Raw genomic sequence first — 25,492 nt, forward strand, 5'->3', positions numbered from 1 at the left:
CCATAATCAAAATGTAAGGTTCTTAACATCAGTTTTTCAATTGACTTGGATCGAAAAGAAGTTTGAAAATAATATCGTCATTAGTTCAGCTATAGTTTATGAACCGAACTCAAATAAAATCACTGAGATAGCAACTGCAAAGTTGGACGAAAGAAATAACGGCAGAGAAGGAACATATCTAATTATCCAAAGACCCGTAGTAGATGGTATGTTAATCCATCAATCCGTATTTGAAAAGAAGGAGGCGCAGAGCAATAAGTCTTTTGAAATAGCTTTTTACCCTTACGATTCAACGAAATCTGCGAGAGTAATAAAATCTAATGTAGAAGGAATTGTGGATTTTACAGCAGATGAAAAATGGGTAGTGTTCTGCGAAATTGGAAGGGTTAGAGTGTTTGACCGGGAAAGTGGAGTTACCAAATATGAAATTAAAGGCGAAGAGAGTGAGATGACCTTCGATTCTCCTTTTATCATGAATAATAAAGTCTATTATCGTTATTCCATGAATCAAATATTCGCCTTAGATCTCTCAACTGGTAAAGAAGAGGAGGTTACAGTACGCCGGTCAATCCTATCAAAGATATACAATTCTGAGGGATATTTAGGATTCTCTTTCATCGAAGCCAGAGAAAACAGCGGCGAAATTGAGCTTTACATTATTAAAGAATCTCAGTAGAGATGCGGAGTATTAATGATTCTTTCGAATAGGTTTCTCCGCCTTGGGCGGGGCAAGCACGGTCCCGCCCCGTTTTTGCAATGAACGGGGTGGCACTTGTGCTGTATACGGTTATGAAACTAGACGGACATCTAGCTAACCACATCTTTCTTCTGCAATCTGCGTATGGCCAAGGAAGAGAAGGCGACGATGAAGATGAGATTCATCACAAGAAACAAACGGTCATCCGCGCCCGTCAGACTTTCTTGGCTTAGAACACCCAAGCCGATGGTCAAGAGAGAGTAAGGGAAGAATAACCCGACTTTGGCCACATAGAATCCCAATCCGAGAAAGGCCGCACAGAGACCGATTCCGATAGGGGCGGCGAAGCTGCGAATGCGCAGGGACAGCGCAAGCTGCACGGCACCGATGGATACCGAAGCAAGCCAGCCCCGCAATATCCAGCCGAAGGCTTCCGGGGGGAACGGGGAAGACAAGCCGAACAGGAGGCCTGCACAATAATACAGCGCCATAAATAAAGCTTGCACTATGAAAATCTGAATGCTAACGACGGTCAGCTTGGCCAGAAAAATGCATGCCACAGGAACAGGAGAGGTCATGACGGCGTTCCAGTTGCGGTTCATATGTTCCAAACGGCACGCATAAGCACAGCAGATGGCAATCAGTACAGGCAGGAAGAACTCGCCATAGAACAGGCCGACCTGGGTCCACAGACTGTACCAGCCGTTATGCAGCGCGCTCCGATTCATGTAAAAAGTCGCACAGCCAATCAATACGCTAAGAACCGGAAGGGTGAGGAGCACCAGTCCGATACGGGAATGGCGCAGCTTCAGCCACTCCGCCGAAATGCTTCTTATCATGCAGTGAACCTCCTTATATTTCCTGCCGGGAAAAGTGAAAGCAGCCGGCTGTGAACAGAATGATGATAAGGATAGACATAAATGCCAGAGAACCGGTTTCTAACGGTTGAACCCGGTAGTCGACGGAAAGATTTGAATATTGATAGATGACAGGGCTCAATCCCGTATAGTAAGACCAAATAAAGAGCCGTCGTACTCCGGCGGGGAAAAAGTCTGCGGCCATCCCGATAAAGCCTCCTATCATACCCAGAGATAGAGCGAAGGCCTGATTTTTGACAGACAGGGAAATCCACTGCTGCAGGGCGACGATAGCCATGCTGGTCAGCAGAGCCCCGCCTATATATGGAATCAGCAGGGAGAAGGGCAAAGGTTCCGCAAATCCTTTGACGATCCCGAAGCCGGCAATGGCGGCAGCCTGAAGGCTAATATAATAGAGGATCAGGATATTGGCGCACCAATACTTGGCCCAATATAGCCGGCTGCGCCGTACCGCAGTGGTGGCCAGCAGCTTCCAGGTGTCCCCTTTGTGTTCCATATCGCATATGCGGGATACGGCAACCGCAGACATGATCGGGACAAACAACCCGTTCATGGAAGCGACCGTTACCAGAAGCGCTTCCCAGGACGTACTGTCCGGATGGCGGGACATGGACATGCTTATGGATACGAAAGCCCAAGCCAGCTCTGCACCCAAAAACAAAGTCATCATGGCAAAGATTCGTTTGCGGCGAAGCTTATAGAATTCCAGTGCCAAAGCTTTCATCAAAGGCTGCGCTCCTTCCCCGTGAGCTCCAGGAAAATATCTTCCAGGCTCCTCTTGTGCTCCTCTATGCGGACGACGGAAATACCGGCCTCTACCAGAATTTGATTCGCCTTCGCTATTTGCAAATCGTTCGGATTATCGAAGTGCAGCCTTCCTTTGTCCATGACCGGCTTATACCCGTGAGCGAGCAGCAGCTTCTGGGCTGAGATGGCGTCCTGGGCCTTTATGGAAACGGTAATATTATTTCTGGCCCGCAGCTCTTCCATTCTCCCTTGAAACAGGAGAGCTCCTTCGCTGATAATGCCGACGGAAGCGGCTATTTGTTCTATTTCCGTCAGAAGGTGGCTGGACAGTAGCACGGTCATTCCGTAACGCTCCGGCAATGATCGGATCAGCTCCCTGATTTCGCCGATACCGGCCGGGTCCAGGCCGTTGGTCGGTTCATCCAGAATCAGGAGCCTGGGGAAGGACAGCAGCGCCATGGCGATCCCCAGTCTCTGCTTCATGCCCAGCGAATACTGATCTACCTTCTTATCCTTCTGATTTTCCAAGCGCACGATTTGCAGAGCTTCACGCACATTCTTGTCCGGTACGTTCTTCAGGCGCTGCATGACTCGCATATTTTCCAATCCGGTCAAATGCCCGTAATACGAAGGGGATTCAATGAGGGCACCGATCTGGCTCAGGATGGCCGTGCGGTTCCGGCTAAACTCTTTGCCAAAAATAGTGACGCGGCCTTCGCTCGGCTTGGCCAGTCCCAGCAGCATTTTCAGAGAAGTGGACTTCCCTGCTCCGTTAGGTCCGAGAAAACCGTATACTTCCCCTTCATGAACAGTCAGATTGACCTTGTTCACCCGGCATACATGGTTGTAGTACTTGGACAGATTGTAGGTGGCGACAATAGGCTCAGCATTCATTCGGTGATCACTCCGTTTCTGTATTTTTGGTAGCGGGGGCCATAAACAACATAAGCCCCGAACCTTTCATCAGGCTGAAGGCGACCTTACGCCAACCTTAAATTAGAAGAATCATCCGGAAAGAGGCGGAAGAAACGGGGGCATGTCATGTATAATAGACCCAGGTGATGGACTTGGATGCTATTAAAAATAGAAAAATACTCATCGTAGAGGATGAGCCTGAAATAAGAGTGATGATTGAAGGCTTCCTGCGCAAAGAAGGGTTTTATCGGATTTATTCCGCGGCTGACAGCGAGACGGCTTTGGCCATATGCCGGTCGGATAAACCGGACATAGCTATTCTGGACGTGATGCTGCCGGATATGGACGGCTTTGCTTTGCTTACTTCCATACGGCAGTTTTCCGGAATGCCGGTGCTTTTTCTGTCGGCGCGGGGGGAGGATGAAGACCGGTTGCTGGGGCTTGGGCTCGGGGCCGATGATTACATCGTCAAGCCTTTCTTGCCCCGGGAGCTGATTCTCAGGCTCATCGCGATCCTTAAGCGCGCCTACTCCCCGGCGTCCTCTGAACGGCCGCCTGTTTTTAACCTGGGGGTGTGCAGGGTAGACCTGGAAGGCGCAACGGTCTATAGAGCTGACGAGGAGTACCCGCTGACGGCCAAGGAGCATGCGCTGCTGTTGAAGCTGTACGAAAATCGAGGGCGCATTGTGACGAGCGACGCTCTATGCCAAGCGGCTTGGGGGGATGACTCCTATGGCTATGAAAATACTTTGATGGTGCATGTCCGAAGAATTCGGGAGAAGATTGAAGCTGATCCTTCCAAACCGCAGTGTCTGCAGACTGTAAGAGGGCTGGGCTACAAGCTGATTGCAAAGGAGTAAAAGCCCTATGGATTACATTATCCGGCTGATACGCAGATACATTGGAACGACCATGGTTATATCCTTATTGCTGCTGACGCTTAATTTGGTTATGCTGGGGACCGTCCTTTTTCAGGAAGCCTATGAGAAGGAAGCTCCCGCCTCGGTGATTGAAAGAATAGCAGCTTCTCTCGTTTGGAAGGATATCGGCTATGTTTTGGGAGAAGCGGAACAACAATGGCTGGAGCAAAATCATGCCTGGGCTATGCTATTGAGCGAGGACGGAGCCGTGAAGTGGGAATACCGGCTGCCGGAGGAAATCCCCCGTTCTTATACGTTGTCGGAGGTGGCCAAATTTTCGCGGAACTACCTTATGGATTATCCGGTATTTGTCTGGGAGCAGGATGAAGGGATATTGGTGGTCGGCTACCCTAAGAACAGCTACGCCAAATACCAGCTTATTTATCCGGTTAGCTGGATAAGCTCGATACCTTCAAGAGTTGTCCTTGTTCTGGTCGGGAATATGGCACTGGTGTTGATTCTTTCGATCATAGTCGGTACGAGACTGATCCGGTCGATCAGGCCTCTTGTGTCGGGGGTGCATGCTCTCGCCAAGGAAGAGGAGGTCCATGTCGAATGCAAAGGTATATTCAGTGACCTAGCGCATAGCATTAATCAAGCCTCCGACAAGCTTCAAGAGAAAAATGCGGCGCTTAAAGCCCGGGATGAGGCTCGTTCCAATTGGATCGCCGGGATTTCCCACGACATTCGTACTCCTCTGTCGATGGTGCTTGGCTATGCCAGCGATTTGGAGGAGAACAGCGCTTTGCCCGATGAGGGAAGGGAACAGGCAGGTATTATCCGCAGACAGGGGGAGAAGCTCCGTTCCTTGATTCAGGATTTGAATCTGGTCTCCATGCTGGAATATGAGATGCAGCCGCTGGATGTAAAGCTTATTCGTTTATCCGCAGTGGCGCGTCAGGTTGTCACGGAATTTCTCAACCATGGGCTGGAGGAGGACAGGTATCACTTGATCCTGAAAATAACGGACGAGAGCATCCGCGTGCAGGCGGATATCAAGCTGCTGCAGCGGGCGGTAACCAATCTGGTGCAAAATAGCATAGCCCATAATCCGCAAGGATGCGTGATTTGGATCGAAACCGGCCTAGGGCCGGACTCGCAGAAGGGGCTAATCGTCGTTTCCGATAACGGTACAGGGATTCCGGAGGAAGAACTGCCTGATTTGTTGGAGCTTCCTTATTCTTCAAGAAGAAAACGGCCGGTCTCCCACAGACATGGCCTGGGCCTGCCGATGGTGGCCAGAATTGCCAAAGCCCATCAAGGCCGGCTTACTCTGCAGAGCGGCGCCGGTCAAGGGCTGCGGGCAGAGATGGAATTTCCGCTCTGTAATGAACAGCAAGAGATACATCGAATGGCGTGACCCCAACGTATTATTTTTAAGTAAAAGAGCGCATCGAAATGAAGGATGTACTTATTCTTGGAGGAACGAGATTTGTTGGGAAGAAGCTGGTGTCTTTGCTGTTAACGAAAGGATACCGTGTTACGATCGGAACGAGGGGGACAACCCCGGATTCTTTCGACGGCAGCGTTAAGCGGTTGACCCTGGATAGAGCGGATTTCCAGTCGCTGGAAGAGGCTGTTGGATCGTCCGAATGGGATATCGTCTATGATCAAATCTGTTACACTCCGGAAAGTGCGAGTTATGCATGCCGCTTACTCGAGAACAAGGCCGAGAGATATATTGTGACTTCCAGTCAAAGCGTCTATGATTTTCTGGATAAAGAGTTAAGTGAGAGCGATTTTGATCCTTACAGTTATTCCGTGACCGGTCATGGCAACGATTTATCCTACTCCGAAGGCAAACGTTTAGTGGAGGCCGTGCTGTTTCAACAAGCGAAATTTCCGGTTTGCGCGGTCCGCTTCCCGATCATTCTCGGAACGGATGATTATACGAAACGTCTTCAGTTTCATATTGAGCGAATACGGGATGGAATTCCGATAGGTGTTCCCAACATGGATGCGCGAATTTCCTTTATAGATTCCGATGAAGCGGCCTCCTTCCTCGTGTGGTTAGGCGATAAGGATTTGCAAGGTCCGATAAACGCCTGCTCTTCAGGGAGCATCTCCATCCGCGAACTTCTTGCCGCTATAGAGCAAGAAGTGGGGAAAGAGGCGCAAACGCTGGAGCAATCGGAGGAGCAAAACCGTTCTCCGTTCGGCATACCGTCTTCATGGCATATGACTAACGGCAGAGCGGAGCAAGCTGGCTACCAGTTCCGGTCTCTGAACAGTTGGCTGCCAAAGTTAATCCGTGAATTGTGTTCGTTCTGACGGAAGGAAGGATGCGATGACAACGATCAAGCTTGGTATGATTGGCAGCGGTCATGTAAGCAATCGATACTTTGAGCAGGCGTCCGGGTCATCTCATATTTCGCTCAATGCCTTCGGTCGGGTCAGCAGCCTGTCCAGTCCGGCAGGCAGCAGCTGCATGTGCATGAGATTATGTTCGGTGCTTACCGTTCTGCAGAAACCGGCACCCGCTATAAGCTAACCTCAACGTTTACTCCATGGGAAAAACTTAAACCGGATATTTTGGACACCAGAAGCGGTTATCTGTAATTCGGCGACTTGACGAGCAGTCCGCAGCCTCGCAGGCTTAATGGACTGCTTTTTGCCATGCACAAATAACCTTAAGAAATTATTCAGAAATTCCCTACCTAAATCTACAGAATGTTTTGTAGAATGAGAAGCAGCCTTACATATGGAGGGAATGGACGATGTCGAATTCAATTACGGAAGTAATGCGAGAAAAAATGCTGTTTCTAAGCAAATTCCTCCGCACTCCCAAGGAGATCGGTAGCGTAACGCCAAGCTCGAAGGCTCTAGCCCGCAAAATGGTTGAGCCGGTACCCTGGGAAACGGTTCGGAATATAGCAGAGTTGGGTGCCGGTACGGGAGCCGTTACGAAATTCATCCGAAGCGCCAAACAGCCTGCCTGCAAAGTGCTGCTGTTCGAAAAAGACGATTATTTAAGGGAACAACTGGCCAAGCAATATCCCGATTTCCCCGGCTATCCGGACGCCTCGCAGCTGTTGTCCGTTATGAAGCGCGAACGGGGGGAGCAGTTGGACTGTATTTTGAGCGGATTGCCCTTTTTCAACTTCCCTCAAGCGTTTAGAGACCGGCTTATAGACCAGATTGTAACTTCGCTGAAGCCGGGCGGGTTGTTCATAGCGTTTCAATATTCTTTGCAAATGAGAGATCAGCTGGATCGGCATTTCGACATGGTCCGTGTAAAATTCGTTCCATTCAACATTCCACCTGCATTCGTATATATTTGCCGTAAGAAGTAGATTTCTGCCCATGAAGCATGATGCCGTAGGGCCGGTTATCGAATACTTGAATTATACCGCAAGCGAGCCATTGCAGGACCCGGCCATCAAGGGAATATGGTTGGCGGCCGTTCTTATAATTGTGTTCGTCATTATTCGGCTATCGTCGATGCATTATAATAGAAGGGAGAGAGCGCCGCTTGGCAAAAACAATATTGGTCGTGGACGATGACGCGGACATTCGTGAGGTCATTCATGTCTATTTACGGAATGAAGGCTATCATGTCATAGAGGCGGAGGACGGTATCCAAGCGTTGGAATATCTGCAGAAGGAAAACGTCGATTTGATGATTCTGGATCTGATGATGCCCCGTTTGGACGGAGTTCAGACTTGTCTAAAGATCCGCCTGGCGTCCAATATCCCGATTATTATGTTAACGGCGAAGGGGGAAGATCAAGATAAAATTACCGGGTTATCGGCAGGAGCCGACGATTATATAACTAAGCCCTTCAATCCTCTGGAGCTGGTGGCCAGGGTGAAGGCTCAATTAAGGAGGCAGCAGCTTAATACCAAACAGGAGGAAGAATCCTCCGCCGTTATCCGTCTGGAGGGACTGGAAATCGATAGAAGCCGTCATCTTGTAACCGTGCGGGGACGGGAAGTTTCTCTCACGCCGACGGAGTTCTCCATCTTGGAATTGCTTGCTTCGCATCGGGGGCATGTGTTCGGCACGGATCAAATTTATGAAGGCGTTTGGAAAGACCCTGCTTTATATTATTCGGAAAATACGGTCATGGCCCACATTCGAAATATACGGGAAAAAATAGAGGAGAATCCGAAAACGCCTCGGTATATAAAAACGGTTTGTTCTCCGCTATCGGATTCCTTTGACGAGGCAGGATGAGCTGGGAGATATCGCAAATAGCCTTAATCATATGGCTGTACAAATCCAGCAGAGTATCGATCGGGAAAGAAAGCTGGAGCAGTCTAAAATTGAGCTGATTACAGGCCTTTCCCATGATTTAAGAACTCCGTTGACGAGTATTAGCGGTTACCTGAATCTTATCCAGAACGAAGCCTATCGAAATGAAGAAGAGCATAAACGCTTTGTGGAAAATGCCTCGCAAAAAACGGAGCAGTTAAGGAAGCTGATCGATGATCTGTTCGAATATACGCGCCTGATTAACAGGGATATTCAGCTCTCGTTGAGAAAGATCGAATGGAAGCATTTAGCCGAGCAGATCATCTATGAATTCGAGCCGATCGCGAATGAGCAGGGGCTTGCCGTAACCAAACAGTGGGAGGTCGATCACGTGATCGTCGAAGCGGATGCGGAAAAGCTGGCGAGAGCGATGGATAATCTGCTGATGAATGCATTGAAATTTTCGCAAAGGCCGGGGGAAATCAAAGTCCGTCAGTTTAGTACTAAGGATCGGGCCATCCTGGCGATGGAAAACATGGGCAAGCCGATTTCCAAAGAAGCGGAAGCCCGGCTCTTCGAACGGTTTTACAAAGCGGAGCCATCCCGCAGCGAGGGGCATATGCCATCCGGTTCCGGTCTTGGTCTATCGATTGCCAAAAATATTGTGGAGCTGCACGGCGGAAGCCTCTCGTTTGAACATCGGAACGGGCGGTTTACTTTTTATATAGAGCTCCCATTGGACTCGGGTTAAGAGGCATTCAAGCCTTGACAGCCTGAGTCCGTTTTTATTTTAAAGAAGGAAACGATCCGTATCAGGCCTCGAATCGGAGAAAACAAGCAGGTAACTCCTTGACTTTCACGAATACGTTATACTTTATATTGAACAGGAGGTGATGAAAGATGTACAGTATCGGCGAAATAACGAAAATGGCCAACATCAGCCGGAGAACGCTTCATTATTACAACGAAATCGGCTTGCTTCAGCCTACTAAAGTGGAGAGCAATCAATATCGTTATTACGATGATGCCGCATTGATGAAGCTGCAAAAAATATTGCTCCTCAAATCATTGGGTCTAACTTTGGAGCAGATCAAGGCGGTTTTCGATAAGACGGGACAGGCGAACAGCGAGAATGAAAGCTGGATTGAGTCGCTGGAAGAGCAGATTCAGTGGATTCAGAGAGAGAAGGATTTATTGGATTGGAAGCAGTATTTGCTGAAAACGACGGTCCATGCGATCCGAATGAGCGGGAAGATTGAAGCTGCGGAAATTGTCCGCTTGATCCAGGCTCTGCAGGCCAGGGAGCTGGAGGACGGATGGGTTCGGCCGATCTTCAGCCAAGAACATTATACCGAAGAAGAGCTTGAAATCTTGTCCGGACTGCCCGTACTCGGAAGCCTGGATCCACGGGCGGAGCATTATGCGCGGTTGATAAGCTCCGTTCGGGAGAACATGCACGAGCCCCCCGATTCTCCGAAGGCACAGCAATTGGCCGGGCAGTTGTATGAGCTGGCGCTTGGTTTTTTCCAGGGCGATGCCCGGTTATTGGACAAATATTGGGGCCAATTGTTTCCGGAGGAAGGCGAGCAATCGGCCGTTTACGGTCATGACCGGGAATTGATGGCTTATATAGAAGAAATGATCGGCCATTACCTTCAGGCCCGGGAGGAAGAGCGGCAATGACGGGGGGCAGGAAGAAAAGCTTGGGCATCCATTTGCTAGTCTTCATCGCAGTACACGCTCTTCTGTACGCCATTATCCGGTCGGACATTTCATCTCCCGACTGGCTGCTGTGGTTTCGGGAGGCGGCGACAAGCGGGACAACGGGCTTCTATCATGAGCCGACGGGGATCTATATCAATGGGCTGTGGCTGTTGATTATGATCATAGACGCTTTGTATACCTTGTGGGGGAAAGAAGAAACCGCCGGAGGCAAGAAAGATATGGCGGATTCAGACGCTGCCGGCAATCCCGAGAGGGACCTTCAGCCGGTCAGTAGCTCAAAGAGCGCCTCATCCGCTTCAACCGCCGAAAGACGCGATAATCCCTGGGTTTTCCTGATGTTGGGCGGACTGCTGGAAATCGTCTGGGCTGTTCTGCTGAAAATGAATTTGCTGGGCGGCCCGCTGCTTGTCATCTTTTACTTCAGCTTCTATTGTCTTACACGGGCAGCCAAAACATTGCCGGTGAGCACCGTCGCCGCCGCATTTGCGGGAATCGGCGCTGCGGGAACGGTCGCCATGGATATGCTGTTTTTCGACCGGGAGATCCACTGGGTTCGGCTCGGGCTGATCGTGCTGCTCATTTTCTTCATTTTGTTATTAAAATTAGGAAGCGAATATAAGAGGAGGGCATAGCCGATGGGAACGCTGTATTTGCTGGCTGCGGGCGGTTTGGAGGTGATCGGCTTTATTGGTCTGAAACGAACCGCCAATCAGGACACATGGACCAATAACCTGCTTATGCTCGGTGCTTTCGGGCTTAGCCTGGCTTTACTGTCTATGGCTCTGGAGACGATTCCTCTCGGCGTGGCTTATTCGATATGGACCGGGATCGGAACGATAGGGACGGCGGTTGTCGATATTCTGTTTTTTAAGGAGCGGCCTTCCCTGCTTCGCATAGTTTGTATGGCCGGCATCATCGGGACCGTCATTGGATTGAGACTGACTCTATGAAACTGTGCCGGCAAAGAGAGTAGATGATTTTATCCCCGCATGATGAAAATATCGACCTTACCCCAATGAGGCAATGAACTTATAATGAGCTTGTAGCAAAAAAATACATGATATGGGAGGGTCATCCATGAAAAAAAGCGCATCCATCCTACTTTCTCTTGCATTCATCGCCACAACCGCATTGTCCGGCTGCAGCGGCAGCAAGGGCGGGACCGCCGGTCCGGCCGGAAACAGCCAGCCTCCGGACAGCAATAAGGAAACATCGTCGCCGGCACCGGAGACGGCCGAGCCATTCGAGATGACAATCCGCCATACCCAGCTGGGGGAGGCCAAGAAGTTCCGTCTGGCCATATTGGAGGATGTGGTCAAAAAAACGGAGGCGGCCATACCCGGTTTAAAGTTTAAGCTGGATGCGGTCGATTCGGAGGTTAACCGGACGGAGAAGCTGAGAGGAGAGATGGCCGCCGGCAGTCCTCCCGATATCTTCGATGTGTTCGGCAGTCCGGACGCGGGTCTCTACGGCAAGGAAGGCTTGGTGCTAGATCTGACCTCCATACTCGATGAATTGAATCTGAAGGATAAATTCACGAGCCTGGATCCGTTCACCCATAACGGGAAAATATACGGACTGCCGATCGGCGGGTCGATTGAAGGCTATTTTTACAACAAAGCCTATTTTGAAGAAAAGGGATTAAGCATTCCGAAAACGCTCGATGAGCTGGAAAAAATCGCCGAAACGATCAAGGCCGACGGCAAAATTCCGTTTGCCCAGGGCTCCAAGGACGGCTGGGTTCCGCTTATGACGACCAATAACCTGTGGTCTTACTATGCGGGTCCCGAAATCACCTACGGATTCAAGACAGGGGAAGCCAAATGGACGGATCCCAAGGTTGTGCAAGGCTTCGAGAAGCATCGGGAATGGGTTGACAAAGGATATTTCAAGAAGGGTGAGCTCGGTCTGGAGTATGCCGATATGAGAAATCAAGGTCATATCCGGGGAAGCGATCATGATGATGGACGGCTCGTGGGCCAACTCGGTCTTTACGGATCCGCAGCAAGCAGGGGATATGGTGGGCAAAATCGGGTTCTTCAATATGCCGCCGCTGAAGGAGAACGGCGAAGTTATCGTCATGCAGGACACGAATAACGGCTATGGCTTCTCCGCCAAAGCTGCGGAAGATCCGAGGAAATTGAAAGCGATTAAGGAGTTCATTAAAAATATGTGGACCGAGGAAATGCAAATTCGGGGCTTGAAGGAAGACGGGGTTCTGCCGGCGATGAAAATCGACCAGGCCCAGCTAACCGCCGCCTCCAGCGACCCGCTGATGCAGGATATTTTCCAGGCGGTCAGTGAAATCGACATATCTTTCCCGGCCTTTGACGCTCTGGTCCAATCCTCGGTGAAGACGGCCCTTAATATCGGTATTCAGCAAGTGATCGGCGGAGAACTGGAGCCTGCGAAGATGCTGGGAAATCTTCAGAAAGAGCAGGAGGCAGCCAACGCTTCAGGAGATTAATCCATGGTTGAGGGAGGGATGCCTCGATGGGTCTGCGGGGGCGTCCTTCCCGAACATCATTTGAATAATGACGGAGGTAACCATGAACAAAGCGATGAGACAACCTCTCACCTATATGATCTTTGTGCTGCCCGGGCTCCTGTTGTTCATAGCTTTCTTTGTTTATCCGATCCTAAGTGCGGTCCATAACAGCTTCACAAGCTGGAACGGTATTTCCAAGGACGTTGCATATGTCGGAATGAGCAATTATGGAACCGCTTTGACGGACACGGCCTTTTGGAAGTCGTTAAGAAACAATCTGTACTTTATTCTGTTCTCATGCTTTCTTCAGGTTCCGGTCATCGTCATCTTCTCTCTCTTGATTGCCAACGTCAAACGGTTGAAGGGGCTTTACAAAACCGCCGTATTTCTTCCTTCGATTATGTCCACGGCCGTGATCGGCATTCTGTGGGGGTTTATTTATAACCCGGATATCGGCTTGCTGAACAAGGTTCTGGGTTTGTTCGGGATCGAGCCGATATATTGGCTGGCGGATAAGAAATGGGCGATGCTCTCTATTCTGATCACGAACGCATGGCAGTGGACCGGATTCTATATTGTGATGGTGCTGGCAGCCATCCTGGCGGTTCCTAGAGATCTGGAGGAGGCGGCGGCGATCGACGGCGCGTCCAAATTTCAATCCGCCATGAAAATCACCCTTCCATTGATCATGCCGATCATATCGGTGGTCATTATGCTGTCGATAGCCGGAGCCATGAAGGCGGCCGACATCGTCATCGTCATGACCAAGGGCGGTCCGGCCGGATCGACGGATGTCATGGCCACTTATATGATTCGTTATGCGATAACGAACTTTAAATACGGCTTTGGCAATACAATAGCAGTATTAATATTTATTTTTACGCTGATCATTACAGTCTTGTATCAATTTCTTATATCAAGACGAATCGAAAGGCTGGAGTATTGATGATGAGGGCATGGAAGAAGCTGATCCCGCACATTTTCCTGATGATCTATCTGTTTGTCATTCTCTATCCTTTCTTGTTCGTGCTCTTCTCATCGGTCAAAACCGGTAATCAGGAAATCGCGGCAAATCCGTTCGGTTTCCCGACTTCGTTCCAATGGGAAAACTATGTTACAGCCTGGGTAAACGCCAAAATCAGCACTTATTTCTTCAACAGCTTATATATTGGTGTGCTATCATCCGTATTGTCCATCTTCTTTGCTTCCTTGCTGGCTTTTGCCGTCACCCGGATGAGATACAATAAATTAAGCGCGTTACTGTTCCAATTTGTGCTTCTGGGCATGCTCATTCCGAACAACGCCTTGCTGCTCCCGATTTACGGATTAATGCGAAAGCTCGATATTCTGAATACCCATTGGGCTCTCATCGTCCCTTATGTCGCTAACGCCATTCCGTTCTCGGTGATCATCTTGGCCGCCTTCATGCGCTCGTTGCCCAGTGAAATAGAAGAGGCCGCAGTTATGGACGGATTGAGCGCAAAGGGAATATTTGCTAGAATTGTAATACCATTGACGATACCGGCGATTGTCACCGTCTTTATTATTAATTTTCTGGGGAACTGGAACGAGTTTCTGCTGGCGAATTTCTTTCTGTCCGAGGATGCTCTCAGGACGCTGCCGGTGGGAATGGTCGGTTTTCGCGATGCGTACAATACGAATTACGCCCAGATGTCCGCCGGGATCGTATTCAGCGTAGTTCCCGTTCTAGTGATCTATGCCATCCTTCAGGAGAAAATCATTGAAGGGGTCACGGCCGGAAGCGTTAAGGGCTAACACAGAGAGGATCGGGTTAATGATGAATTTGCGATGGAAGCTCACGACAGCCTTTGTTACCCTCATCATTATTCCGCTTCTATTGATCGGTCTGCTCATCTTCTTCGTCGCTTATAATCTGATAGAGAAAAAATACAGCCAGCAGGCCGAATTCTCTGTCAAATCGATTATTCAAAACATGGAATATGTATTTAAGCAAATGAACTACGTCACCGACAGCGGGATTGCGAATTCCGTGTTCGAAACCGCCATCCATGCCAAAGATCCGGGAAGTCAGGATCTAACGGCTGCCGATTATATAGAGTTAAATGAGAAGCAGCGGATTTTCCGAAGCATGCTCTACGGATATCCGGCCATAAGCTATGCCTATCTCTATAATCTACAAGAAGGGGCGAATGTCGGGGTCATTCCTCTGTTCAACAAGGAGGGCTTCATCACTTACCCTTTGGACGAATGGAAGAAGCACCCGTTATACGCGAAGGTCATGGAGCTGAACGGTCTTCCGCTATGGGTCGGGCCGTATGAGTATCCGGAGTTGTCGGGATTCTCGTCGGTATTTACCCAGATCCGGCTGGTGAAAGAGGTCAGCACGCTGAAGAAAATCGGAATCCTGACCGTACAAATCAAAGATTGGGACATTGCCCAGATCTTCAGAGCCTTCGGCAATAATGAAAATTTGGCCAACACGCGCTTCCTGCTCGTAAATAAGGACGGCCTGATTTTGTACGATCATTGGGAGGAGGCCGGCGGGGACAATATCCGCAGCTACCTGTCCGGAGAGATTGAGTTTAAACCCGGTTATCAAAGTTTTAAACGAAACTTCGGCGGCTATGAAAGCGTTATCTCTATGGAAAAGCTGAAGGCTTACGACTGGTATTTGATTTCCGTCGCTTCCTGGACCTCCCTGTCCCAGGAAATGATCACCTTCACCAAGTGGATCGTCGGGATATTATCCGTCAGCCTGCTGGCTGCCTTCTTGTTCTTCCTCGTCTTTATGAACCGGATTACGAAATCGATAGGCAGAATCGTTCGCTTCATGCGCAAGGTGGAGGACGGCGATCTCCGGGTTCGTATTCAGCAGAACGGACAGGATGAGCTGCATACGCTGGCCGCGGGGTTTAACAGCCTTGTCAGCCGGGTGCATGCACTGCTGGATCAGGTCAAGCAGGAGCAGAATCATAAGATGAAAGCCGAATTACGTGTTCTGCAGGCGCAGATCAAGCCACATTTTCTATTTAATACGCTGGAGTCGATCAATGTGCTGGCCGTTCAGAATGAAGGGAAGAAGGTCAGCCAGATGGTATATCTGCTGGGTAATATTTTGCGAATCAGCATCCAGGACCGGGAAGAGATTTCCATCCGTCAAGAAATAGAGCATTTGCGAAGTTATTTGGAAATTCAGAAGTTTCGCTTTCAGGATGTATTCGAATATGAATTATCGATTCCGGAAGAAGTCATGAACTGCAGCATTCTTAAGCTCACTCTGCAGCCGCTGGTCGAGAACAGCATTCAGCATGGCTTCGACGGAGTGGATCATAAGGGCTTGATTCAGGTTAAGGCAGAGCAGCAGGGCGAGAAGGTGATCTTCTATATCACGGATAACGGCAAGGGAATGACTAATGAGCAGCTGCAATGCTTCCGCTATTTGCAGAATGAAGAGGAGGCGGGAACGAATTCTGTCGATTTCCATCAGGAAAGGCGGGGCTTAGGCGTCCGCAGTGTGGCAGACCGAATCCGCATCCAATATGGATCGGGGTACGGATTGATGATTTGTTCGGAATGGGGCCGGGGAACGGTAATTCAGTGTACGATTCCGAAATATGAGAACGGGGGATCCGCATGAAACTGCAAGCTATGCTGATAGATGATGAGCTTCCGATTCTTCATAATTTGAAGCAGGTCATTCCGTGGGAAGCTATGAACGTGGAAGTCCGGCTTGCCCGCAACGGCCAGGAAGCTCTGAATATGGCCAGAGCCTGTATGCCGGACATTATCCTATGCGATATTCGCATGCCGGTCATGGACGGACTGGCCTTCGTTCAGGAAATTCGCCGGCTGAGCTCCGATTGTGAAATCCTGCTGATTACCGGCTACGAGCAGTTTGAGTATGCGAAAATCGCCTTGCGATATGGTGTGAGGGATTATATCTCCAAGCCGATTAACTATGAGCAATTAAAGGAAACGGTTCTCGGACTGGCGGAACGAATCCGTTCCAAGAAGCAGGAGGCGCGCAACGAGCAGCGGAAATGGAGCCGAATCGCCAATCTGGCCAATGAAAAAATGCTGCTGGACATCCTGATGGGGTTCTCCTCCTTTCCTCCTTATTCCTTGGCATGCGGGGAAGAACAAGCTCAGGAAGACCCGGCCTACGCCATAATGCTGGCCGGAATCCACGATTATGCGAAAGTTTCGCTGAAATGGAACAAACAGGAGAGCAAGCTGTGGAATTTTGCCGTCAAAAATGTCCTCCAGGACCTGTCGGATGAGCTCTGGTCCGACTTCGCCGCCGTTCAGACCAAAGAAGGGGAATGGTGTATCGTCATTCCGTTCGTAGATGGAAGCCTCCCGCTTAAGGAAGAAGAGGCGGTAGACCTAGCGGAGAAGCTTCGGCTTGGTGTGAGGCAGCATCTAAAATTTGACATCCGTGTAGGGATCCATCCGGGCCCCATTAAGGCGGAAGAATTGGCGGAGGCCTACCAGTCGATTCAGTGGAGCTTGGCCAATCAACCGGTCAAGGAACCGTTTATTTATTATTATGCCGAGCCGGAGGCCGGCTCCCATTCTGCCCGTTCCGGTAAGAAAAGCGTAGAGATGTGGATGCTGTCCGCCAAAGATTACATTGAGCGCCACCTATCGTCCGACTTCGGTATTGAAGACGTAGCCAATCATCTCGGAATCAGCAGCAGCTATTTCTGTTTACTATTTAAAAACTATTTTGGCGAAACCTTCGTTGAATACGTAACGAAGCAGCGGATCGAATTGGCCAAATCCTACCTAATCCAAAGTGACAGGAGCGTCCGGCAGATCGGTCAGCAGGTAGGTTATATGGAAAGAAGGTACTTTACCAAAGTATTTCAGAAGTATACGGGTATTACACCTTCGCAATATCGGGAGAAGCAAGCGTTCCGCAGTGGTGCGGAAGGATGCTGAGCGGATCACTGTGATTTTTGCAGAAGGAGAGGTAGCGTCAAGAAGTCTGTGTAAGCAGGCAGGGTTACCTACCGGGACGATAGATAAGGGCAGCTTGGTGGGGAACGCAGCCCAGGCAAGGCGCGAGAAGCGGTTTTTTATTTTTACTTCCGGGTCATCATGTGAACTAACTGTATTTAATGCAGGTAAATTTAAGGATTTTTAAATGTTGGCCCAACTAAGTGGAAAAACTGCAGTTAGAATGGCCGTTTTCGCGGCTTCCTCCCAATTTGCGCACAACTAGATGTAGGTTTTCCAGTTAGTTTACTAAAATTAACTTTAAAGGATAAATCTAACTGTATAATATCCATTTAGCATCCATCCGTCTCCTTCTCTTTGCCAGAGCGCCACTGAAAGAGGCAAGCATGCTGAATGGCAGGGTAGTTTTTTCTGTATTGTCCTATTAAAGGAAAAATATTGATTTTGCAATACTAGTTGGTTATATCTATTGCGTGTATTGAATGCATTTTACGCAGGCTGCCGGACATGGGTCGGCGGCTTTGTTGTGGTAGGGTCCTCTCCAACAGGATAAGTTGATTGAGCTCAAAGGGCTGTGGCATTGCAGCTTGTACCCTTGGAGCTAAGCGAAGAGCGGATAAGCATCTTCTTGCGATCAAAGAACGTGTCAAAGTATCAATAATCGTTGATTTGTCATATTTATCTGAAAGCGTTTCGAATGTAATATGAAGTAAGTAATAGAAGATAAAGGAAGATCGCTAGAAATTACCGCTTATCCTATGGCGGCACCATGCTACAAGGAGGGATTCACCTATGGCGAAAGGATCCGCCGGACTAGAGACGAAATCGCTTTTGAATCCGGGACATAAGAGCAAGCTTCGGCGGTTTTTCACGCAAATAGATATTCAGCTTATGGTATTGCCCGCGCTTGTCTTTATCTTTATTTTTTCTTATATCCCTATGTATGGCGTTCTTATCGCCTTCCAGGATTATAAGCTGGGTTCAAATCTGTTGAACAACAACTGGGTTGGGCTGAAGCATTTTATCCAATTTTTCAATGCTCCGGAATTTAATACGGTCATGCGCAACACAATAGTGATCAGCTTTCTGAAATTTTTCTTCGGGTTCCCCGCTCCCATTATTCTAGCCCTGATGCTGAACGAAGTCCGCAAAATGTTATTCAAGCGGGTTGTACAGACCGTAACGTACCTGCCACACTTTCTGTCCTGGGTCGTCATCGGGTCCATGGTGACCTCCATACTGTCCGTAGATAACGGCAGCATCAATATGCTGCTGCAGAAATTAAGGTTGATTGATGACCCTATTAATTTCTTATCCATGACCGAGTATTTCTGGACCATCCTCGTAGCAACCAATGTATGGAAGGAGATCGGATTCAACTCCATCGTGTTCTTGGCAGCCATTGCCGGAATCGATCCTCATCTGTACGAGACGGCTTCCATCGACGGTGCAAGCCGGTTCAAGCAGATAAGATTAATAACGCTCCCGTGCATCATGCCTGTCGTCATCATCTTTATGATCCTGGCGATCGGGAACCTCCTGAATGCCGGCTTCGAAGATATTCTCATTCTTGCCTCCAACCCTGCTTTGCGTGAAGTGTCGGATTCCCTGGATGTATATGTGGTTCGGGTCGGGATTGACAACTACAGGTACTCCTATGCGACGGCCATCGGTCTGTTCAAGGCCGTAATCAGTGTAACGCTGCTGACCATGGCGAACTTCCTTGCCAGAAGGACAGGCAACAGCTTGTGGTAAAGGATCATTCCATAGACAGGAGGACCTGCAATGATTCGAGATAGTATAGGAGACCGTATCTTCACCTCATTGATATATGTCTTTTTGGCTGTACTGGCGTTTTCGACCTTCTATCCGTTCTGGAACTCACTGGTGATTTCTTTTAACGAAGGGATAGATACCTCGAAGGGCGGGATTACGTTCTGGCCGCGGGTATTCACTCTGGACAACTATAAGATTGTATTTGAAGATCCGCGTTTAATGAACGGATTCGTTATTGCCGCCTTGAGAACGGTCATAGGTACCGTGACCGCGATAATGGCCACATCGATCTTTGCTTACGGAATGTCGAAGAAAGAGCTGATGGGACGCAAATATTATATGATCATGTGCATCATCACGATGTATTTCGCAGGCGGATTGATTCCAACCTATATGCTCATCAGAGGGCTGGGCTTGTTCAACTCCTTCTGGGTGTTCATTATACCCGGTCTGATCAGCGTATGGAACATGATCATCTTCCGCACGTTCTTCCAAGGGCTTCCGCAAGGACTGGAGGAATCCGCCAAGATGGACGGCTGCGGCAACTGGGGGACGTTCTTCCGAATCGTCCTTCCGCTTTCCGGACCTGTAGTGGCAACACTCTCGTTATTCACGGCCGTCGCCCACTGGAATGAATGGTTCGTAGCCAGCATTTATATCACGAACGAGAAATTGCTGCCGATTCAGACGGTCCTGCGGCAAATCCTGTTCTCCAATATTGCTTCGGAGCAATTGTCCAATGTCGATGTCAGCTCGATTGCCCATATGAATGCCGCCAAAAAAATTACGTCGAAATCGTTAACGATGGCCACCATCATGGTCGCAACCATTCCAATCGTATGTGTATACCCGTTCCTGCAAAAGTATTTCGTTAAAGGCGTATTGGTGGGGTCTTTGAAAGAGTAATTGAACGTCGCCATGAAGTGTCGCCGCGAGTTTGAAGCTTAGTGCTTTGAACATAGATTAATAAGTGGAAAGGGGAAAGATCCGGTGAAGAACAAGAAAAATCTTCTTCTTAGTATGCTCTCCGCTTCTATGGCGTTCGTCCTGCTGGCTGGCTGCAGCAACAACAACTCAAGCGCGCCGCCCGCTAACGAACCCGGGAAGCAGGAGGAGTCCAAATCTGAAAGTGAACCTCCCAAGAGCAATCTGTATGAATTAGGCAAGGAAGATCTTGAAGTGTCGTTCTACGGCAATTATGGCTGGTATGACATGCCGAAATGGGGCAAGGACCCTGCTTCGAAGTGGATTCAGGACAATCTGAAGGTTAACGTTACGGCTATCAGCTCGGGTGGAAATAACGCCCAGAAGCTGCAAACGATGATTGCCGGCGGTGATCTGCCTGATATCATATGGACAGAGAGGGGAGCGGACGTCGAACGTCTCCGTGAAGCCGGCCTGCTCGTTCCGCTGGATGAATACATCGAGAAATATCCGAATTTCAAGAAAAATCTGACCGAACAGCATCTTGCTCTGCTTCGCTCTTCAGACGGCAAGGTCTACCAGCTTCCTAACTATTACACGCAGCAGCCGAACGGTAACGCGGGCTATGCGATTAACAAAAAGATCTATAAAGAGCTCGGTTCTCCGAAGCTGGAGACCACCGATGATTTGTACGAATATTTGAAGGCCGTTAAGGAGAAATTCCCGGACGTCGTTCCATTTGAGACGGGATTGGCCAAAGAAGGTCACGGCATTGATCAGATTTTCTCTTCCTTCAAGGAAGGCAACCTGTCCTTTACCCGCTTCTACGGGGTGCCCGACGGGGATAAGATCGTCTCCATTTACAAAGATCCCGGATTTCGCGAATCGGTCGTTTTTGTTGCGAAGCTGATGCGCGAGAAGCTGATGACGCAGGATGCGAATACGCAGACGGAAGATCAGGTTAAGCAAAAGGCGATGAACGGCAAGTTTGCGGTCATAGCTACGTTCGATCCGATGAAGATGCTTTCGGCTGCAGATGCAGAACTGAAGAAGGCGGACCCGGAAGACGGATATATGTTTATTCAGCCGATTGCCAAGGAAGGGCTGGATCGCAGTAAAATTTACCCCGGTACATTCAATCAGTTGGGCTGGAACGTTGCTGTAATTACGAAGAAGGCGAAAAATCCGGAAGCGGTGTTCGCTCTTCTGGACTGGATGACAGGGCCGGAAGGAAGCATGGTTCTGAACTGGGGCCCTCCCGGACCGGACGGGTACTGGAACGGATTCGAGGCGGATGGTGTGACTCCAAAGTTCAATAAGGAGAAGTATTTGAATGACCCGGATACATTGGCTGAAATTAACGGAAAAGCCGGCGATCTGGTTTGGGTGGGTAATACGATGTTTCTGGATAATACGAAAAAGAAGATGCTCTCGACCGTACCGCCCGAGAATATCGATTTCAGCAATCGCTGGCAGATGGAGGTTACATGGGCAACTCAAGGCGATTTTACCGAGTTCTTGAATTGGGAGCCCGCTCCAGATAGCGAAGAGGGCATCATTAGGCAAAGCATCAGAGATATATGGCTGACAGCCAGAGCGAAGTCGATGTATGCCAAAACAGATGAAGAAGCACTGCAAATATTGGATAAGGCCCATGACGATTCCATGCAGATTGGTTATGAGAAGTTCCTCAACCATGTAACCAAAGTATGGACCGAGAATAAGAAAGCATTGAATAAATAAGTAGTAAGGGAGGTCCGCTGTAACAGCGGGCCTCTGTCCCATTGGTTGAGTCGGCAGATAAAGCGGCATCCCCTGTTCAAATAGGATGGTTCAATAATATACTTGAAACAGGTAATTATTGGTTATCTGTCGGATGATCTCATGTTTTTGAAGGGGGCATCACGTGTGTATAACGTCTTATTAGTGGATGATGAAATGCTGGATCTCGAAGGAATGAAGCAGTTTATTCCGTGGGAAGAGCTCGGCATGAAGGTGGTGGCGGCAGTAAATAACGCCTTTGAAGCATGCGATATTATAGAACGGCAGCCGATAGACATCATGGTTAGCGATGTAAAAATGCCGAATATGTCGGGCTTGGAGCTGGCCCGCAGAGCGATAGAGCAGAGAGCAGACATTCGCATCATATTTGTAAGCGGTTTCCAGGAATTCAGTTATGTAAAGCAGGCATTGTCATTAAAGGCTTACAGCTATGTGCTCAAACCGATGGATGATAATGAACTGATCGCTGCGCTTCTGAAAGCGAGGCAGGATTTGGACAATGAACGGAAACGCCGTGACGTGGAAGAGGCATATCAGCGCATGATTCCAATGGCTAAGAACGACCTGCTCATCAGGCTGCTGGAGGGTGAGTATGATCACGACAACCTGCAAGGAATGGTCAAGCTGATTCAGTCATACGGATTGGATAAGCTGGAATGGCCTGTACGGGCCGCCGTTCTGGAGCTTGATGTGTTGAGCTGGACGCGTGAGGGCACACTGTCCCAGCAGGTGATGTCGAAAAACTTCTTTTGCGAGGTGAATGAAATCGGGCACAGGCACGGCATGCCGCACTGCTGCAAGCTGTCCTCCCAGCGAATCGCATTGTTGATTCATGACCGGCAGATGGAAGAGCTTGTGGCTGAGTTGTATAAGGTCATTCACGCCAATTTCCCCGTTACGATGACGATAGGCGCGGGGGAACCAGTGTATACGTTAGAACAGCTTCACAGTTCGTTCAAGCAGGCGGTGGAAGCTGTGGACGGGAAAATGTTCATTGGCAAAGGCAAGTTTATCATGTATGAGGAAGCAAGCCGAGAACCGGAAATGATCGATGCCCGAACGCTGGATACTCGCTTGGATGCTTTATTTCACGCTCTGACGGAGTATGAGCTGGTCCCGCTCTATGACGAGATTGAGAAATTGTTCGAATCGGTAAGCATGCTGAGATCCAAATTCACGGTGCATAATCTTGCGATGTTTATCATATGGAAGCTGGATCAGCAGTTGAAGGCTAGAGGGGAGAACTTATTTGATATTTTAGGAATGGAGCTTCATAATCTGGACATTCTGTTTCAGTTCGATACGATTGACGATATTCGCTCCTGGCTCGTACGGAAGGCGTTTGAAATATCCGAGCATTTGCGAAGCAAAGCCTGTTCCAAGAACAGCCGGCTCATTCGGGAAATGATTCAAATGATGAAAGACCGAATGAGTGACAACCTTACGCTCAAAGATGTGGCCCAGCAATTTTCTTTTTCCCCCAACTATCTCGGTTACATGTTCAAGGAGGAGACGGGTAAATCGTTCAGCGAAGTGCTGATCCAACTGCGGATGGAGCGGGCAAAGGATTTGTTGAAAGAGCCTTCCATGAAAATATATGAGATTGCCGATCAGGTAGGCTATCGCTATCTCCCTTATTTCAGCAGACAATTCAAAGAGGCTTACGGAATGACCCCGATGGAGTATCGCAAGCGAGTAACGTAACAGGGGGAGAGTACTATGAACGAGCAGCGGTCGAAACTCCGGTATTTGCCCATCGGCTATAAATTAATGCTTTCCTATATGCTGTTCATTCTTATTCCGGTATCTGTTATCGGCTATGTATCTCATTCCATGTATGAAGAATCGATACGGAAGCATGTGAAAATGAATGTTCGGGGAACCTTGCTGCAGATTCGCGATAATATTGAATATAAGATGCGGGATATGGTCCGCATTTCTTCTCTTTTATATGGCGATTATGATTTGTATCGTTTTTTACGAAGGTATGAGGAAGGATGGGATAACTACGACCGGATGACTAAAGAAATTTTGCCCAAGATAGAAGTGGCCACGAAATCGACCGGTATGAAGCTGTGGACCTCGGTGTTCTTCCGCAACGAATCACTTCATGAAATATATAAGAATATGATCGGAGATGAAAATCCGGTGGAAGGCACTTGGTCCTATGATATCTATCATCTTAACCGAATAGCAGGGAAGGATTGGTATCTCCAGTTCCCTCCCGAGAAGTACGGGATTACGATGAAATGGAGCCAAGTAGAGAAAGATGAAGAGCTTCATCGCATTTCTCTGCTGCGCAGGCTTGTAGATACGAACAATCCGGTTCAACTGCAGGAAGTCGGCTTCCTCCGCATTAATGTGGCCATTCAAGAATTGTTCGACAGTCTAGATTATTCCAAGATCGGCAGCGGCAGCGTCCTCTATATTCAAGATGAATCCGGCCGGATCATGCTGCAATCCGGTGAGCTCCCCGCCACTTATTCTTATGGACAAGAGCAGCTCGACAAGGGCTATTTAACGATTGAAGAAACGGTCGGACAGCCATCGTGGAAGCTGGTTGCGCTTGTGCCTCTAACGATCATCCAGCAGGATGCGATGAAGGTTCGACTGCTGATCATCTTTATTTGTCTGATTTGCTTTATTGTCTTATCTTTTGCAGGAGGGTTTGTCTCCCGGTATTTTGCTAAACGGATAAACAAGTTCGTTGCGGTGCTCAACGCCTTTCGTGAAGGAGATCTGCATAAGCGCATCTCTTACCGGGGCAAGGACGAGTTCTCGCAAATTGCAACGGCACTTAACCGAATGGGGGAAAATATCGAGACCTTGATCAAGGAAGTGTATTGGAACCAACTGCAGAAGAAGGAGGCGGAGCTGGAAATGCTGCAGGCTCAAATTAATCCGCATTTTCTCTACAACACCCTATCCTCCATCAGCCGTCTCGCCAAATTCGGACAGAATGACATGCTGCAGCAAATGGTATTGGGCCTGGCCAAATTCTACCGCTTGTCCCTGAATAACGGCAAGCTCATCATTTCAGTTCCGCAAGAGCTGGAACAAGCACTGGCATATGTAGACATTCAGAAGATCAAGTACGGAGAACGGCTTCATGTCCGGTTCGATATAGATATGAACATCTGGCCGTATAACACGGTAAAACTGATCCTGCAGCCTTTTATTGAGAATGCTCTGGAGCACGCCTGGTGCGGAGACCGGATCCATATTCGCATCGTGGCGGCTAAGGAAGGGGAGCATTTGCTATTTCGCGTCATTGATGATGGAGTCGGCATCTCCCCGCAGCGAGTGAGAGACATCTTCGACGGCCGGGATCACGTGAACGCAGGCTATGGCATCCGCAACGTCGATCAACGCATCAAGCTGCATTACGGTCCGGAATACGGCGTAACCATCGACAGCCGGCTCGGAATCGGAACGTCGGTCACGATCCGGATTCCTGCGAAGCGCAGGTGATTTTCGATGGGCTGGTGAGCAGAATTTTGT

The 25,492-nt window shown here is 49.0% G+C and carries 24 protein-coding genes and 1 pseudogene; 22 read left to right on the plus strand and 3 right to left on the minus strand.

What is annotated here, in order from left to right; translation table 11 throughout:
* Nucleotides 1–40: 40 nt before the first annotated feature.
* On the plus strand, nucleotides 41–676 hold the full coding sequence (locus ACTHRH_RS08075; protein ID WP_379289547.1) for a hypothetical protein: 636 nt from the start codon (nucleotides 41–43) through the stop codon (nucleotides 674–676).
* A 131-nt stretch (nucleotides 677–807) separates the two neighbouring features.
* On the opposite strand, the gene ACTHRH_RS08080 is transcribed toward ACTHRH_RS08075, so the two are convergent.
* From ACTHRH_RS08080 to ACTHRH_RS08090, 3 genes are read right to left on the minus strand one after another with little or no spacing between them, the layout of a single operon-like run.
* Nucleotides 808–1,536, minus strand: a complete 729-nt coding sequence (locus ACTHRH_RS08080; protein WP_379289545.1) for an ABC transporter permease — start codon at nucleotides 1,534–1,536, stop codon at nucleotides 808–810.
* 13 nt (nucleotides 1,537–1,549) lie between these two features.
* Nucleotides 1,550–2,302, minus strand: coding sequence for an ABC transporter permease (locus ACTHRH_RS08085; RefSeq protein WP_144937214.1), 753 nt, complete (start codon nucleotides 2,300–2,302; stop codon nucleotides 1,550–1,552).
* On the minus strand, nucleotides 2,299–3,216 hold the full coding sequence (locus ACTHRH_RS08090) for an ABC transporter ATP-binding protein (RefSeq protein ID WP_379289542.1): 918 nt from the start codon (nucleotides 3,214–3,216) through the stop codon (nucleotides 2,299–2,301). Before ACTHRH_RS08090 ends, ACTHRH_RS08085 begins: the two co-directional genes overlap by 4 nt.
* Nucleotides 3,217–3,383: 167 nt before the next feature.
* On the opposite strand from ACTHRH_RS08090, the gene ACTHRH_RS08095 reads away from it, so the two are divergent.
* The 21 genes and pseudogenes from ACTHRH_RS08095 (at nucleotide 3,384) to ACTHRH_RS08195 (ending at nucleotide 25,462) form a co-directional block, all read left to right on the plus strand.
* Nucleotides 3,384–4,097 carry a response regulator transcription factor gene (locus ACTHRH_RS08095; RefSeq protein WP_379289552.1) on the plus strand — a complete coding sequence of 238 codons (714 nt, stop codon included), beginning with the start codon at nucleotides 3,384–3,386 and terminating at the stop codon, nucleotides 4,095–4,097.
* A 7-nt stretch (nucleotides 4,098–4,104) separates the two neighbouring features.
* Nucleotides 4,105–5,517: a sensor histidine kinase gene (locus ACTHRH_RS08100; protein ID WP_440414943.1), complete on the plus strand. Its 1,413-nt coding sequence runs from the start codon at nucleotides 4,105–4,107 to the stop codon at nucleotides 5,515–5,517.
* 38 nt (nucleotides 5,518–5,555) lie between these two features.
* Nucleotides 5,556–6,428, plus strand: a complete 873-nt coding sequence (locus ACTHRH_RS08105) for an NAD-dependent epimerase/dehydratase family protein (protein ID WP_144937204.1) — start codon at nucleotides 5,556–5,558, stop codon at nucleotides 6,426–6,428.
* Between the two features lie 16 nt (nucleotides 6,429–6,444).
* Nucleotides 6,445–6,648: a hypothetical protein gene (locus tag ACTHRH_RS08110; protein WP_144937201.1), complete on the plus strand. Its 204-nt coding sequence runs from the start codon at nucleotides 6,445–6,447 to the stop codon at nucleotides 6,646–6,648.
* Nucleotides 6,649–6,874: 226 nt separating this feature from the next.
* Nucleotides 6,875–7,450, plus strand: a complete 576-nt coding sequence (locus tag ACTHRH_RS08115; protein WP_379289537.1) for a class I SAM-dependent methyltransferase — start codon at nucleotides 6,875–6,877, stop codon at nucleotides 7,448–7,450.
* Between the two features lie 10 nt (nucleotides 7,451–7,460).
* Complete coding sequence (locus ACTHRH_RS08120; RefSeq protein WP_150960251.1) at nucleotides 7,461–7,661, plus strand: hypothetical protein; 201 nt, start codon at nucleotides 7,461–7,463, stop codon at nucleotides 7,659–7,661.
* The gene (locus tag ACTHRH_RS08125; protein WP_379289535.1) at nucleotides 7,630–8,334 is read left to right on the plus strand and encodes a response regulator transcription factor; all 705 of its coding nucleotides are present in this window, start codon (nucleotides 7,630–7,632) and stop codon (nucleotides 8,332–8,334) included. The genes ACTHRH_RS08120 and ACTHRH_RS08125 overlap by 32 nt, the downstream gene beginning before the upstream one ends.
* 31 nt (nucleotides 8,335–8,365) lie before the next feature.
* Nucleotides 8,366–9,103 carry a sensor histidine kinase gene (locus ACTHRH_RS08130; protein WP_379289550.1) on the plus strand — a complete coding sequence of 246 codons (738 nt, stop codon included), beginning with the start codon at nucleotides 8,366–8,368 and terminating at the stop codon, nucleotides 9,101–9,103.
* A gap of 149 nt (nucleotides 9,104–9,252) precedes the next feature.
* On the plus strand, nucleotides 9,253–10,035 hold the full coding sequence (locus tag ACTHRH_RS08135; protein WP_440414947.1) for a MerR family transcriptional regulator: 783 nt from the start codon (nucleotides 9,253–9,255) through the stop codon (nucleotides 10,033–10,035).
* Nucleotides 10,032–10,709 (plus strand): DMT family transporter, encoded by a 678-nt coding sequence (locus tag ACTHRH_RS08140; protein ID WP_379289531.1) that lies wholly within the window; start codon nucleotides 10,032–10,034, stop codon nucleotides 10,707–10,709. The genes ACTHRH_RS08135 and ACTHRH_RS08140 overlap by 4 nt, the downstream gene beginning before the upstream one ends.
* Before the next feature lie 3 nt (nucleotides 10,710–10,712).
* Nucleotides 10,713–11,027 carry a DMT family transporter gene (locus ACTHRH_RS08145; RefSeq protein ID WP_379289529.1) on the plus strand — a complete coding sequence of 105 codons (315 nt, stop codon included), beginning with the start codon at nucleotides 10,713–10,715 and terminating at the stop codon, nucleotides 11,025–11,027.
* A 127-nt stretch (nucleotides 11,028–11,154) separates the two neighbouring features.
* Nucleotides 11,155–12,544, plus strand: a pseudogene (locus tag ACTHRH_RS08150) (ABC transporter substrate-binding protein).
* A gap of 82 nt (nucleotides 12,545–12,626) precedes the next feature.
* Nucleotides 12,627–13,511, plus strand: coding sequence for a carbohydrate ABC transporter permease (locus ACTHRH_RS08155; RefSeq protein ID WP_144937181.1), 885 nt, complete (start codon nucleotides 12,627–12,629; stop codon nucleotides 13,509–13,511).
* A 2-nt stretch (nucleotides 13,512–13,513) separates the two neighbouring features.
* Nucleotides 13,514–14,341 (plus strand): carbohydrate ABC transporter permease, encoded by an 828-nt coding sequence (locus tag ACTHRH_RS08160; protein WP_144937178.1) that lies wholly within the window; start codon nucleotides 13,514–13,516, stop codon nucleotides 14,339–14,341.
* On the plus strand, nucleotides 14,307–16,184 hold the full coding sequence (locus ACTHRH_RS08165) for a cache domain-containing sensor histidine kinase (RefSeq protein ID WP_379289524.1): 1,878 nt from the start codon (nucleotides 14,307–14,309) through the stop codon (nucleotides 16,182–16,184). Before ACTHRH_RS08160 ends, ACTHRH_RS08165 begins: the two co-directional genes overlap by 35 nt.
* A complete protein-coding gene (locus tag ACTHRH_RS08170) occupies nucleotides 16,181–17,491 on the plus strand; it encodes a response regulator transcription factor (protein ID WP_379289522.1) in 1,311 nt (436 codons plus the stop codon). The genes ACTHRH_RS08165 and ACTHRH_RS08170 overlap by 4 nt, the downstream gene beginning before the upstream one ends.
* Before the next feature lie 810 nt (nucleotides 17,492–18,301).
* A complete protein-coding gene (locus tag ACTHRH_RS08175) occupies nucleotides 18,302–19,264 on the plus strand; it encodes an ABC transporter permease (protein ID WP_379289520.1) in 963 nt (320 codons plus the stop codon).
* A 30-nt stretch (nucleotides 19,265–19,294) separates the two neighbouring features.
* Nucleotides 19,295–20,191, plus strand: a complete 897-nt coding sequence (locus ACTHRH_RS08180) for a carbohydrate ABC transporter permease (protein WP_379289519.1) — start codon at nucleotides 19,295–19,297, stop codon at nucleotides 20,189–20,191.
* A gap of 84 nt (nucleotides 20,192–20,275) precedes the next feature.
* Complete coding sequence (locus tag ACTHRH_RS08185) at nucleotides 20,276–21,952, plus strand: extracellular solute-binding protein (protein ID WP_379289517.1); 1,677 nt, start codon at nucleotides 20,276–20,278, stop codon at nucleotides 21,950–21,952.
* A 165-nt stretch (nucleotides 21,953–22,117) separates the two neighbouring features.
* The gene (locus ACTHRH_RS08190; RefSeq protein WP_379289515.1) at nucleotides 22,118–23,695 is read left to right on the plus strand and encodes a response regulator; all 1,578 of its coding nucleotides are present in this window, start codon (nucleotides 22,118–22,120) and stop codon (nucleotides 23,693–23,695) included.
* A gap of 15 nt (nucleotides 23,696–23,710) precedes the next feature.
* Entirely contained in the window at nucleotides 23,711–25,462 is a 1,752-nt protein-coding gene (locus ACTHRH_RS08195) for a cache domain-containing sensor histidine kinase (protein WP_379289513.1), read from the plus strand.
* Nucleotides 25,463–25,492: the final 30 nt, after the last annotated feature.

The organism is Paenibacillus sp. SAFN-117 (genome assembly GCF_051966115.1).
GTDB lineage: Bacteria > Bacillota > Bacilli > Paenibacillales > NBRC-103111 > Paenibacillus_L > Paenibacillus_L residui.